General features: G+C 29.4%; 16 protein-coding genes and 1 riboswitch. Of the genes, 7 read left to right on the top strand and 9 right to left on the bottom strand.

From position 1 onward, the window contains the following. Positions 1–73 precede the first annotated feature (73 nt). From Ccar_RS03735 to Ccar_RS03700, 9 genes are all read right to left on the bottom strand, one after another. Entirely contained in the window at positions 74–778 is a 705-nt protein-coding gene (locus Ccar_RS03735; protein ID WP_007062827.1) for a hypothetical protein, read from the bottom strand. A 171-nt stretch (positions 779–949) separates the two neighbouring features. Beyond that, entirely contained in the window at positions 950–1789 is an 840-nt protein-coding gene (locus Ccar_RS27535) for a methyl-accepting chemotaxis protein (protein ID WP_007062828.1), read from the bottom strand. A gap of 205 nt (positions 1790–1994) precedes the next feature. Beyond that, positions 1995–3512, bottom strand: coding sequence for an FGGY-family carbohydrate kinase (locus Ccar_RS03725; protein WP_007062829.1), 1518 nt, complete (start codon positions 3510–3512; stop codon positions 1995–1997). A 449-nt stretch (positions 3513–3961) separates the two neighbouring features. Then, positions 3962–4075: riboswitch (FMN riboswitch) on the bottom strand. A 117-nt stretch (positions 4076–4192) separates the two neighbouring features. Continuing rightward, positions 4193–4555: a VOC family protein gene (locus Ccar_RS03720; RefSeq protein WP_007062830.1), complete on the bottom strand. Its 363-nt coding sequence runs from the start codon at positions 4553–4555 to the stop codon at positions 4193–4195. A 164-nt stretch (positions 4556–4719) separates the two neighbouring features. Further along, positions 4720–5040, bottom strand: coding sequence for a hypothetical protein (locus tag Ccar_RS03715; RefSeq protein ID WP_007062831.1), 321 nt, complete (start codon positions 5038–5040; stop codon positions 4720–4722). Positions 5041–5063: 23 nt separating this feature from the next. Next, positions 5064–5549: a hypothetical protein gene (locus Ccar_RS26020; protein WP_007062832.1), complete on the bottom strand. Its 486-nt coding sequence runs from the start codon at positions 5547–5549 to the stop codon at positions 5064–5066. A 141-nt stretch (positions 5550–5690) separates the two neighbouring features. After that, positions 5691–5957: a ScoMcrA-related endonuclease gene (locus Ccar_RS26015; protein WP_007062833.1), complete on the bottom strand. Its 267-nt coding sequence runs from the start codon at positions 5955–5957 to the stop codon at positions 5691–5693. Between the two features lie 247 nt (positions 5958–6204). Then, positions 6205–6393 carry a hypothetical protein gene (locus Ccar_RS03705; RefSeq protein ID WP_007062835.1) on the bottom strand — a complete coding sequence of 63 codons (189 nt, stop codon included), beginning with the start codon at positions 6391–6393 and terminating at the stop codon, positions 6205–6207. Positions 6394–6741: 348 nt separating this feature from the next. After that, positions 6742–7626: a DUF4351 domain-containing protein gene (locus Ccar_RS03700; protein ID WP_007062836.1), complete on the bottom strand. Its 885-nt coding sequence runs from the start codon at positions 7624–7626 to the stop codon at positions 6742–6744. A 289-nt stretch (positions 7627–7915) separates the two neighbouring features. On the opposite strand from Ccar_RS03700, the gene Ccar_RS03695 reads away from it, so the two are divergent. The 7 genes from Ccar_RS03695 to Ccar_RS03670 all read left to right on the top strand — a co-directional run bounded on the left by Ccar_RS03695 (position 7916) and on the right by Ccar_RS03670 (position 12419). Further along, positions 7916–8140 carry a DUF1659 domain-containing protein gene (locus Ccar_RS03695; RefSeq protein WP_007062837.1) on the top strand — a complete coding sequence of 75 codons (225 nt, stop codon included), beginning with the start codon at positions 7916–7918 and terminating at the stop codon, positions 8138–8140. A gap of 345 nt (positions 8141–8485) precedes the next feature. Next, positions 8486–8704: a DUF2922 domain-containing protein gene (locus Ccar_RS03690; RefSeq protein ID WP_007062838.1), complete on the top strand. Its 219-nt coding sequence runs from the start codon at positions 8486–8488 to the stop codon at positions 8702–8704. Between the two features lie 98 nt (positions 8705–8802). Continuing rightward, positions 8803–8976 (top strand): YvrJ family protein, encoded by a 174-nt coding sequence (locus tag Ccar_RS26225; RefSeq protein WP_007062839.1) that lies wholly within the window; start codon positions 8803–8805, stop codon positions 8974–8976. Positions 8977–9388: 412 nt separating this feature from the next. Next, a complete protein-coding gene (locus Ccar_RS03685) occupies positions 9389–10033 on the top strand; it encodes a sigma-70 RNA polymerase sigma factor region 4 domain-containing protein (protein ID WP_007059433.1) in 645 nt (214 codons plus the stop codon). Further along, entirely contained in the window at positions 10024–10608 is a 585-nt protein-coding gene (locus Ccar_RS03680) for a sigma-70 family RNA polymerase sigma factor (protein ID WP_007059434.1), read from the top strand. The genes Ccar_RS03685 and Ccar_RS03680 overlap by 10 nt, the downstream gene beginning before the upstream one ends. Positions 10609–10624: 16 nt before the next feature. Beyond that, positions 10625–11728, top strand: a complete 1104-nt coding sequence (locus Ccar_RS03675; RefSeq protein ID WP_007059435.1) for a DnaD domain-containing protein — start codon at positions 10625–10627, stop codon at positions 11726–11728. Beyond that, complete coding sequence (locus Ccar_RS03670; protein WP_007059436.1) at positions 11670–12419, top strand: ATP-binding protein; 750 nt, start codon at positions 11670–11672, stop codon at positions 12417–12419. Before Ccar_RS03675 ends, Ccar_RS03670 begins: the two co-directional genes overlap by 59 nt.

Genomic DNA, 12419 nt, shown 5'->3' with positions numbered 1-12419 from the left:
AATTTCTCTAGAAAAATCCACGTCCTAAAAGGTTTTGTTATTTAATTTTCGTTTATAGTATAAAATTAATAATTTAAGTTGTCAAGTTTTTACTTTCATCATCTTCTAGAGACTCTTCATTTACAGAAACACTCTCTAAATTACACTTTCTATTATCCAAAGTGTTGTGGCTTATGCATTTTATAATCATGTCTTCTGGAGTATTCATTATAAAATCTTTCAAATAAATTCTACCATTAGGAGTATTTGCTACAGCATAATGTTCTCCTTGGCTCATGTAATAAACCCATGAATTACCGCTATTTATCACTCTATCTAAATCTTCGCTATCAATTAAAACTCTTTCTTTTTTTCTACCATATTTATCTCTAAGTATAATATAAACACTCTCTGAATCAACAGTTTCATAATCATTAACTACAGTGTTTTGATTGTATATTTCTATATTACATTTTCTATTATCTAAAGTATCTCCATTAAGATGTCTAATAGGAGTTTTAGTATGTGTAGCTAATATAAATGAATGTAAGGTTTGCTTTTCTTTCACAGTTTTCCCCTTTACAGATTGGTGATTTAAAGTTAGAGCTAAGTAATTATTAAATTCTTTATTCCACTCTGCAAACCATGTTCCCTTTTCTAAAACTGCTTTTAAATCCTCAGCATCTATTTTTGTATCAATAAATGTACCATCTTTTTTTCTCAACTTTACATATGCAATGTTTTCTTTTATTTCATATTCATTGGCTTTTGTTTCATATTTGCTTTTTATGGTAAGCACCTCTTTCTTTTATTAACTTGCTGTCAAATCTATACTTTATTTTTGCCAGTACCTTTTATTATATCACATATGCCAAAGATTAATATATATTTTATTAATTATGTAGAAAACATTTATATTTACTTCTTCAACTTCTTATATAAAAGATTGTTTTGATAGAAACACTAAACTTTAGTTATAAATATCCTCAGATAGTTTTAAAAGTTTAGTAGATAATTCACTTAATTTTTGACTTCCAACAGCTATCTGCTGAGCTTGTGCGGCCTGAGTTTCACTTGTAATAGAAAACCCATTCAAAACACTTATAATACTATTTATATCTTCCTTAATTTTAAATAAAGTTTCATTAATTTGTGACGTTGAATCTTTGCTATTTGTAGCAAGTTTTCTTATTTCTCCCGCTACTACTGAAAAACCTTTTCCTTGCTCTCCAGCCCTTGCTGCTTCAATTGCTGCATTAAGTCCTAACAAGTTTGTAGTATCTGCAATACTTTTTATATACTTAATTATATCATCCATACTTGTAATACCTGTTTGAGTCTCATTTATTAAATGATTAACATTTTGACTATTACTAGATAACTCTTCTGTAGAACTTGCTAACTCTTGAGAAGATGCTGCTAGTTCTTCTGAAAATTTCAGTAATTCATTTGCCATTTCACTTGTTAAATTTTCTTTTTCTAAAGAAATAGCATATGTTACAGTTCCTACTACATTATCAGTACCGGGATTAATAACGGGTACTCCATAAGCTACTATTGGAAAACCAAATGTTTCTTTAGGATAACGCAGTGAATTGATTTGCCCAGTTTTTATTGCTTTATCTGAAACTCCTCCTTGTGGTATTGTCATTCCTTCATAAACACTTAATTGAAAAGTTTTTGCTTGCCTAAATAAAATATACTCTTCTTTATTAGTAAGTGTCATTGCCACATCAGAAGAGAACAATTGTGGTAATACTATAAATACTGTCTTTAATGAATTAAAAAATTCTTCGTCTCCTATATTCATATTAAATTCCCCCTTATACTTTCTATTTTAATACAATTTTATTAGTAATAAAAATAATATACTTAAATATATAATTTTATTCTATATATTACATATATCGGTTATTTTCTCTATAAATTGATTATAAAATGCTTTATTTATTAATAAGGTTGAATTTTAAAGAAATATATTGTAGAAACAAAATTTCATATTTTAATTCCTCTCTTTATAATTTTATAGCTAAATTATTTAATACACTTTTTCTAAGTTTATAATGATCTTTATAAATTTTTGAATTATTGATATCAGAGGTATACTTATTTATGATTTTTAAGTTACCTGCAAGGGCTTTCTTTAAATCCTGTATATCACCCACTGCATAGGAAGCAACAATGCAATTTGTAAGTACAGCACCCCCTGAAACTTCTAATGTAATTGCCTCACTTTCCATAATGTCTGCTTTAATTTGATTCCAAAGATGATCTCTACTTCCACCTTCAGTTATTGTAATTCTATTTATTGCAATTCCAGCATTTCTATAATCATTTGTAATTTCCATATAATCATATGCAATAGCTTCTAGAACAGATCTCCATAAGACAAATTGGTTAGTATCTAAGCTCATGTTCATGAAGCAGCCATTAACATTTGAAAATTCGCCATATCCACCAGTTAAATATGGTAAAAAAATCACACCATTGCATCCAGGCTTAACTTTTTCTGCCCCTTCACTAAGTACTTTATAATAACTATCATCATCAGATTTTTGGCAAATACTATCCTTAAACCACCTCAGTGCCAAACCTCCAGTTCTAACAAATCCCCAATAAAAATATGTATTTTCCAAAGTACCACTGTTAAAAATCAGTTCACTCCCCTTCTTACTGAGCTCTGGAATAATTCCATTTGTTGAAACGCAAAACATAGCACAAGTTCCAGCAACGTCCACAGCTTTATTTGCTTCAAGTATTCCACTTCCAAGCATGGACTGCATGGTGTCACCCGCTCCAGCACAAATTGGTATGCCATAAGGGCATCCAGTTTCCTCTGCAACACTCTCTGACAAAGTACCAATAATATCCCAAGGCTTTACAATCTTAGGCATATAACTTTTGTCTATTCCCAATAAATCAAGCTGTTCATCAGACCATTCCTTTTCATATACACGATATCCAAGTCCCCAACCTGACATGGTTCCCCAATCAATAAAGGCATCACTGCTCTTTAAACCTGCAAGATTCATTAAAATATAAGGAGCATTATGAACAAACTTCTTTCCTCTTTCTTGAAATTCTTTAATATTTTCTAAAATCCATCGTGCATGTAATGCAGGAAACATACAGCTTGGATCAGCATTACCAGTTTCTCTTCCCCAAATATCAAGATCTAATTTTTTAAGTTTTTCAACATCACCTTGCGTTCTTGAATCCAGGTAATTTATATAAGGTGTAATTGCCTTTCCATTATCATCTATGCCAACAACTCCACAGATAATTCCATCACCCATGATTGCTTTGATTTGTTTAGGATCAACTTTTTTATCTTTCAATTGTTTTATACACTGCTTAATTCCTAATTTTGTAAGTAAAAAATATTCATCTGCATCCATCTCAACCCATCCTGGATGTGGATATTTTAAAGTTGTCTTATTTGATGATTTTACTATACATTTCATATTTTCATCATATACAGCTACTTTTACACTTTGAGTACCTGCATCAAAACCAATATAATAATGTCCCATTTTTAATTTTTAGCAGAAGATATTTAAACATAGTAATCTCCCACTAAAATTCACCTCTTTTCCTTACATAAAGTATTGTCTACATTGATATCAAGCTACATAAAGTGATTCTTAGACTCAGGTGAAGTTTGCCTGTGAGGAACGCCTCTCTTAATCTGAGTCTTAGAAGAACTTATCCAGGCGCGTAGCAGTGCTTATCCCCCAGTTAAGTAGAGAGCCAAAATCTATGATTTTGTGCGAATCACTTACTCCTTCGACAATAGGAGAAGGAGTTTCATACAAAAGTTGGGTGTATTAGCAATGGTAGCGATCGGATAAAACATCTATAGAGTAAAAAATAAATTTCTATATAACAACTTTTTTAACCATAAAAATAACCCCTAGGTTTTCCTAGGGGTTCGTAAACACAATAAACATATTGTTAAATTTAACAATATACAACATTATTCATTCACCTTCTTTCATCCAGACTATACTGTCGGCTTCGGAATTTAACCGAATCTGCCAAATGGCTTGCGGGCTGTACCGCCGATAGGGAATTTCACCCAACCCCGAAGGATACTTTATATAACTTTACCATTAATATATCATTGTCGTTTTTTCCTGTCAATAATAACCTATACTAATTTTTAAAGAAACACCAAGCTATAAAGTTTAATTCACAACATAGTGTTTTTTTACTACATATTCTCCACAAATTGAATTTTCAATCCATTTGGGTCTAACACAAAAAAGAATTTAACATGTGGATTAGGCTGAAATGGTCCGCTATGTATAGCTACTCCTTTTGACTTAACAAGCTCCATCATTTGATCTACTGAATTCACTTCAAAGCCAAGGGAAATATCAGCACCGTAATTTACTTCTTTCACATTTGAGTTATATATAAGTTCTATCTTTGTTTCTCCTTCTCCTACAAAGGCAATTTCCATTCCTGGTCCACCTTTAAATCTTTGCTGAATCTTAAGTCCAACAATATCTTCATAAAACTTTAAGGATTCCTCTAGATCTTTAACTGTTAATGTACTCCAACAGAATTTCATATTCTAATTCCTCCCTTTAATATCTCTTCTTTAATTATATAAAATATTATTGCAATTTAAAATATTTATATGTGACTAAAACTCCATATTTACAAGTTATTATAAAAATAAATTTGTTACTTTATAGATTATTTTCCAAATGCCTACATCATTATATAGAATTATCATACCAATCTTTCTATGACCTCAAAACTATGTATAAAATCATATCCCCGCACCTTACACATTTTCACATTGGCTCTTACTATCTGCTTGTTGAGATGCTGCACTTCTTTATATCTCTTATAAGCTTGCACCTCATTATCACCATTATAGTATATTTTTTCACTTTCTAAATCTATGTCTGTAACAACTAAAATTTGATTCTCAGCTAACCACATTTTGCTTTCTCCTTTATATCTCTTATTTCCAATTTTCTTTAATTCATCATCATATAGTAAGGATAAGACTTTTTCTGGTTTCAGAATATCATTTTCTTTAACCAAACAAAATACAACATTTATATATTTTATTTTATAAACATATATTCCTTCAGCAGCTTTTTCAAATGCTCCTCTGCTCCAACAGCTTCAAAATCTATTTGTCCATGCATTATTCTAATTAGTTTGTATCCATGTTTACTAGCTTCAATATCTCTTGTGCTATCATAATAAGCTCTTACTTCATCCCTATTTACTGGCTGTCCATCTTTTGCTTTTATATCATTACATGCCTGTATCCATAATTGTCTATCAAAGCACACTGAAATATCTGGATAAGACAATAATGATATTTTTCTTGCCTCTGAAAAATGCTGCCTTTCGTCATACTCAATAATCAATTTTTCACCTTCACAAACGAAGTCACATCTTAATTGAACATTCCTCTTTGCAAATGTTTTATTCCCTCTATATTCAGATAGTGATTTGTATAGCTTCTCATAATCCTCTTCAATTATATCTGGTGTTTTCAACCAAGAAAATGTTTTTTCACATACAATGTCTCCATTGAACATTCTATTAAGCAGCAGCTGTAATTCATTTTTTTGCTCTATTACAGCTTTTGATGGAATTTTAATCTTAAAGGCTGATAACTGTTTTTCAACTTTCTTTTTTGATTGTTTTTGCTTTATAACTGATTTTGCAGCTATATGCTCTCATTTCCCTGTATAAAACATTTCAAATCCCAATCTTTCAAAAAAACGCACCGTCTCCATGCCACCACCAAAATCATTCTTACTAATTTCTTCTCCATATGCTACCTTATATGCCATTCCACGAATATGCTTAGCAGGTAGCTTCTGTCCATTATATATAAGAAATGTGGACTTTGAGCTTGGATACTCTGGATTTTCAGTATAAAAAATCTCAATTGCTTTTATGACATCTTCCCTGGTAATATCCGTCCAATTGATTTTTGCCATTTTCATATCTCCGTTTCATTCTTTTAAACTTTTTATAATTTCCTAATAGTACTTTAATATTTCCTTGTAAGTATCTTTCAAATTTATGATGCTCACTTGTCAAATACACAAGAATTTCAAGACAAACTACAAACCTATATAATTATTATTTTGAGGATGCCAGCTCATAAACTTATATAATGGCACTAATTTTGTAAATTCTTCTTCTAAGTATTTTTCAATACTTTCATCATTATGAACACTATCCCTAGCATGCTCTTTTACAATGTGCATGTAAATCATATTTTAAGAAAAACTTCTTAAGATTAGTTTCATGCAATACTTTAAATCTATTATTTACAACATATACCCTATTTGCGATTATTTTTTCATTGTCGCTAGCACCAAACCTCCCATCAAAAGCTTCAAAATCAGAATCAATAAAAAATCTTCCCATACTTATTCCCTCGCAATTTCAAATTTTGTTAGCTAATTTTCTCCAATCTACCTGTTATTGAAATATATTCTTCTTTTCTGTATAAAAATAAAAGCCTAAAACAACTGCAATTAATTATTTTAGACTAATATTATAGAATATATAACTTACTTATATATAAGTCATGTCATCTTCTAAATATAATTCTACAATTTTCTTAAATATCCTGTAAGAAATGTTAATAAAATAAAAACTATTAGAATTCAAACTGAAAACTAATAGTTTTTGCTCCAAATAATCAACTACTTACTTGCCATAATTTACACATCTGGGGTATTTATGAAGGCTTGACTGAGCTTGATAATATTTTTAGAAATATTTCTCAAGTTCTTTAATATCTTTCATATCAAATATTTCTAGTCCTATTATTTCCAGTGTTTCATCTGACAATTCTTTTATCTTTTTTCTATATTCTTCTGGTATCTTTTTGAATTTTTTGGTCAACTGCTTTAATAAAAGTTCTAATTTTCCTTCAGCTCTCCCTTTTTCCATACCCTTTTCTATTCCCTTCGCCATTCCATCTTCTAATATCATTTTCCCTATCTCGGTCATATTGAAAACCTCCTTAAACCTTTTTTTACTTTCTTCATCTCCAAACTTTTCTAAAAATGCATACAATATTGTAAGACACTTTATTTTCTTTTCTCCTGATTCTATCTTATCTGCTAATTCTATACTCTTTAAAGTTCTCTCCGTTCTAGTTAATTTTCCCTTCATTAAAGGTATAAATGTAAGACTTAATATTTCCTCATCAGTAAGTTCTTCATTGTTTTCAATTTTATCTTTTAGAATATCATACTTTTCATCTCCATTTATATTGTTCATATAAAATGCATCTATGCTATATTTGATATTACCTGCATCTATATACGTTTTAGCATTTTCTATATCTGCTGAATATACAACTATGGTTTTTATTTTTCTATTGCTTTTATAATATAAAGATGCATCATAGAATAAAAATCTTCTTATGTCTTCTTCTTTATTAGTAGTTTGAAATTCAAAATGAAGATAATTACCATCCTCTGTATAAAAGGTATAATCCATAATATTTGTACTTATTTTAATATCTTTTAATTCTGTTTCCGCTGGTGCAATTATTTTAGTATTTATTCCAAAGAAATTAACTGCACTTTGTCTAAAAAAGTCCATAGCACTTTTTAAAACTGAATCCTCAATTTTTTGATAATCCATAATTACTCTCCTCTAATTATACCAAATTTTACTTAACTATAGTATTGGTATAATTTCCAGACTTTATACAAACATAAGTTCTTATTTTGTCTATCCATACTCTAAAAACATCTGAAAATATTAATTTTTAAACATAATCTATTTATTTATAAGTTAATCATTAAGATAAAGTTTAAGGAAGGCTTGCCCGAGATTGCTGCTAAAACATTTTCCATTAATCCTACTTTTAAGAATATTGTCTCCTTTTTTTTAATTCCCCCTATATATTAAGTGAAAGGAGATGATAAGCATGGCTGCAAAAGCAACAAAGCTTGAAACTGCAATGATTCTTAAGTACAAGGATGGTGTAGACAAAAATGGAAAGGATGTAATCAAAAAACAAAGTTTTTCAAAAGTGAAAACTTCAGCAGCAGATCAGGATATTTTTGATGTAGCAAAGCAATTTGAAACACTACTTGGAAAAACTTTAAATGAACTTGTAAGAGAAGACCAGAACGGAATAACTAACGCTTAAAAATAATACTAAGTATTATTTTTAGAGAACAATTGACAGAGGACAAAGGACAGTGAAGGTAACTTTTCTTCCTTACGTCAGAAAACTAATTTATTTTTAAATATTGTTTTGCTAAAGCAAAATAATATTTAGATTTATATTAGTCAGCAATGTTTCACTTTAGCGAAACGAGTCATTAAAAATTTAATTAAAGATTTTTCGTAGTGTAACAGAGAAAAATCCTCCTTCACTGTCCTCTGTCAATTGTCCTATGTCCTCTAAAAAATGCTTCGTATTATGCTCAAACTACAAAGATTAGTCACTCAACTATTCCAAAATAATAAAAAAAACAAGGGGGGTATTAATATGGCGAAATCATTATCTATGACCTTTCTAAATGAGGAAGGTAAAAAATCTTCCATAACTTTAAATAATGTTAAAGAAGATGTTACTGAAGCTGAGGTTAAAGCAGCTATGGATGTAATATTAGCTAAAAACATATTTACATCAGGTGGTTTAGATTTAAAATCAAAAGACTCTGCTCACATAGTAGAAAGAAACAGCTCCAGCTTAACAGTAAAATAATGAAACTTTCAAACCCATAATTTACAAATGGACAGTTAAATCAAGTTTAATTGTCCATTTATCGCATTATTTTCAAAATTAACTTGGAGGTTTAGAACATGGAAACAAATCTTGTAAACTTAATAGGCAATTTAGGGTTTCCCATTGCGGTATCTGCTTACCTCTTAGTAAGAATCGAAAGCAAAATGGAAAACTTAACTTGCAGCATAAATAATTTATCCAATGCTATAAACCAAATGATAAGGGATGAAAAGAAATCAAATGGTCCCTGATGCAAAATAATTAACTTCAAAAAAGTTCTGATTGAAATTTTCCAATCAGAACTTTTTTATATTCTTTAATTATTGTAATAATAAAACAAAGTCTCATACAATGCTAAAACTAAATTTCAAAAATGAAAAATAAAAATCAAAGTTGAAAATATTGATTAAAATTCTTCAGTTTTAGAAAATATTAGCATGAAATTTTTTCATCGTAAATCTACCATATTAGAGGCTTTTCCTCACTAAAAAATCAAATTATTCTATAATAAATATGAAAGTTTATCATATATCACTAAATTAAGTGAAATTATATAAAAAAGTTGTATAAATAAGTAAAGTCATTTTTTTATTAATATGCAACATTTTCTGCATAAAATGGAACTTTATTATTAAAGGGAAAAAATAAGAAAGAAGTGATAATATGAATTTTTACAATAGTGATTTAAAAAATTTCATAGAAAAAATAAGGAATGAAGATGAGCAAGCTATAACACAGCTGCATAAAAATTTTGAAGGCTTTATTCTAGAACATTATAATTCCAAAATAGGAACTTCTTATGGAAACAAGTATTTTCAAGACTATTTAAGTGATTTAAACATATCAATGTTCAATGCAGTTTTGAATTTTAATGGTACTACTAAAAGCAGCTTTAGAAATTACATGTGTCAAACCATATCTAATTGTTTAAAAAAAGTTTCTAGGGATAACTGTAAACCTCAATATAATTACAAATATCTAGATAATGAAGACGATTTAAAGTATATAGAAAAAACATTGGCTTCCGGTGAAACCTCCATTTTTAATAATATTTTTTTCAAGGAAGATCTGATACGCTATCTAAGGGATAAGTTAAACTCTTTAGAAATTGAGTTGTTTGAATGTATTTTTTATAAAAGAGAAACACTAAAATATTTTGCTGAAACTCACAACCTAAATTATTCCTCTGTAAGATCCACCTTTTTCAGAATGCGTAAAAAAATAGAGTATAAAAAAATCAAATCCTTATTAGAATTGAAACACAGTTTATTCTTATTTATGGCCTGTATTATTGGGGGGTGCTTATAATATTACAGCTTCTAGATTTAGTAAAAAAGGCCCAAGATGGAGATAAATTATCTCTTAAAGCTATAATCAAAAACTTTGAAGGCTTTATGTATAAAACTGCTAGTTCTATTTACATAAATGGGTACGAAATAGAAGATCTAATACAAATAGAAGCTATAGCTTTAATTAATGCTGTATTTAAATATAACTGTGAATATAAAAATGCTTTTACAACCTACGCCACTACTGCTATTAAAAATGCTGCATGCAATGAACTTAGAAGTTATTTAAATAAGAAAAATGGAGAAAAATTTGAATTCAGCTTAAATAATACTATGGATGAAGACACTGAATTTATGGACATACTTCTCAGTGATGATAATGTGGAAGAGGATATATTACTAAAAGAAGATGTTAGGACTTTAGAAAAAGCCTTGAAACTTCTCCCTGACAACTTTAGAGAAATTATATACTGGCACTATTTTAAGGAAAAATCTTTAAAGGAATATGCAGAATTTAAAAATATAAAATATTCAGCTGCAAAAAAGCGGCATGCAAGAGCACTTGAGAAGCTGAAGCAAATAATCAATAAGTAAAGGATTGATGTTAATTATGAAAAAAGTACTTTTGGAAAATGAAATCACTATGGTTTTTCAGCCTAAGCTTGCAGAAATTTTTGGAGTTACAGAAAGTATAATACTTCAGCAAATTCACTACTGGCTTTTAAAAAGCAATCACATAATAAATGGCACACCATGGATTTATAACAGCTATGAAGCCTGGCACAATCAAATAAGCTTTTTATGTAAGAGAACCATAATAAGAGCTATAAAAAAGCTTGAAACTTCAGGAGTTGTTTTAAGCTCTAATTTCAATAAATCAAAAATGGACAAAACTAAATGGTACACCATAGATTATGAAAAACTTGAAAGCTTATGTGATTCTTTTGAAGATGGTACTAATTCAACAATTGACACTAAAGGAAAGCCAGGTGAAAATTCATCTGACATTTCTGAAGATGATAAAAAACTAGAAGCTCCTGATAACTTAGAAGCAAATGAAATTTCTATGGATCAAAATATTTATTACAACGATGATAAAGCTTATGAAAATTTAGATGATGTAAATAAGTCCAGCAATAAGTACCTTTCTCCTTCTTCCATTGAGTCAAAAAGTCAAATGGATAATGCCTATTTTAATAAAGCAATACCAGAGATTACTACAGAGACTTACTTAAAAAAAGAAGAAGAAGGGTTCACCGATGTTGTAAATTTTTACAGTGACAATATAAGCTGTGCCAGTCCTTATGAAATTGACCAACTAAAAAACTTTATGGAGGACTTTAATTCCAAGGACCTAATTATTCTTGGAATGAAGCAGGCATTAAAAAGCAATGCCAAAAATTTAAGATATATTGAAAAGGTGCTTTACAGCTGGAAAAATAAAGGTTTAAGAGATGAAAAAGAGGTCATAAATTATTTAAATAATTATAAAAAACATAAGAGTTATTACGGTTTTCATAACTTTAAAACTAACAGTGATTTTCTTGATGATTATAAAAAACTGCAAGGAGGGAAAAGCTTTGGAACAACATGGGGAAACTATGAAAAGAGTTGGGGATATAATTCAGAGACTCAGGAAAAAGAATCTGGAAAATATGAAGGAAAAGAAGCAAAAACAGAGTGGTATCAAGGAGACATGGAAGGACTCATCTGAAGCTGACGCTTTAGAAAACTGCCCTATTTGTGGTGGAAAAGGATATATTATAAAACACTCTCCTGATGCTCAAGATACCATTGCCTTTTGCAAGTGCAGAGAAATGGATAAGCTTAAGAGGATGTGGAGTTTTTCAGGCATAGAAACTCAAAAAAATAAACTTACTTTCAAAAACTACAATGCCTATAATACAGCCACTGAAGAAGCAAAGAATACTGCTATCAAATACTTTAGAAGCTTTAAACAAATAAGAAATACCAGAAAAAATAGTATAGCTTTTTTAGGACAAGTTGGCAGCGGTAAGTCCCATTTGAGCATAGCTATAGGTTTAAACCTTCTATCAAAGGGCATTCCCGTAATTTATATGTCCTATAGAGAACAAATACTAAAATTAAAACAAAATATTTTAGATGAAGAATATTATGAAGCCTGTACGCGAAAGTTCAAAACAGCACAGGTTTTAATAATAGATGATCTCTATAAAGGCAAGCTTACTGAGGCAGATATAAACATAACCTTTGAAATAATAAATTACAGATACATGAAAAATTTGCCCATAATAATATCTTCAGAATTTACTGTGGAAAAGCTCTTATACTTTGATGAAAGCATAGGCAGCAGAATTTTAGAAATGTGCAAAAATTTCACTGTAGAAATACACGGTAAGGAGAATAATTATAGGTTGAAGTAG

The organism is Clostridium carboxidivorans P7 (assembly GCF_001038625.1).
In the GTDB taxonomy this organism is placed as follows: Bacteria; Bacillota; Clostridia; order Clostridiales; family Clostridiaceae; genus Clostridium_AM; species Clostridium_AM carboxidivorans.
Note: the sequence above shows the minus strand (reverse complement) of the source record. Positions and strands in the feature narration are given on the sequence as shown.

What these genes read in the sequence shown, in the direction of transcription:
- Ccar_RS03695 (WP_007062837.1), top strand. Translation starts at nt 7,916, where the DNA reads ATGGCTGCAAAAGCAACAAAGCTTGAAACTGCAATGATTCTTAAGTAC.
- Ccar_RS26225 (WP_007062839.1), top strand. Translation starts at nt 8,803, where the DNA reads ATGGAAACAAATCTTGTAAACTTAATAGGCAATTTAGGGTTTCCCATT.
- Ccar_RS03690 (WP_007062838.1), top strand. Translation starts at nt 8,486, where the DNA reads ATGGCGAAATCATTATCTATGACCTTTCTAAATGAGGAAGGTAAAAAA.
- Ccar_RS03720 (WP_007062830.1), bottom strand. Translation starts at nt 4,555, where the DNA reads ATGAAATTCTGTTGGAGTACATTAACAGTTAAAGATCTAGAGGAATCC.
- Ccar_RS27535 (WP_007062828.1), bottom strand. Translation starts at nt 1,789, where the DNA reads ATGAATATAGGAGACGAAGAATTTTTTAATTCATTAAAGACAGTATTT.
- Ccar_RS26020 (WP_007062832.1), bottom strand. Translation starts at nt 5,549, where the DNA reads ATGTTCAATGGAGACATTGTATGTGAAAAAACATTTTCTTGGTTGAAA.
- Ccar_RS03725 (WP_007062829.1), bottom strand. Translation starts at nt 3,512, where the DNA reads ATGGGACATTATTATATTGGTTTTGATGCAGGTACTCAAAGTGTAAAA.
- Ccar_RS03670 (WP_007059436.1), top strand. Translation starts at nt 11,670, where the DNA reads ATGAAGGAAAAGAAGCAAAAACAGAGTGGTATCAAGGAGACATGGAAG.
- Ccar_RS26015 (WP_007062833.1), bottom strand. Translation starts at nt 5,957, where the DNA reads ATGGCAAAAATCAATTGGACGGATATTACCAGGGAAGATGTCATAAAA.
- Ccar_RS03685 (WP_007059433.1), top strand. Translation starts at nt 9,389, where the DNA reads ATGAATTTTTACAATAGTGATTTAAAAAATTTCATAGAAAAAATAAGG.
- Ccar_RS03675 (WP_007059435.1), top strand. Translation starts at nt 10,625, where the DNA reads ATGAAAAAAGTACTTTTGGAAAATGAAATCACTATGGTTTTTCAGCCT.
- Ccar_RS03700 (WP_007062836.1), bottom strand. Translation starts at nt 7,626, where the DNA reads ATGGATTATCAAAAAATTGAGGATTCAGTTTTAAAAAGTGCTATGGAC.
- Ccar_RS03705 (WP_007062835.1), bottom strand. Translation starts at nt 6,393, where the DNA reads ATGGGAAGATTTTTTATTGATTCTGATTTTGAAGCTTTTGATGGGAGG.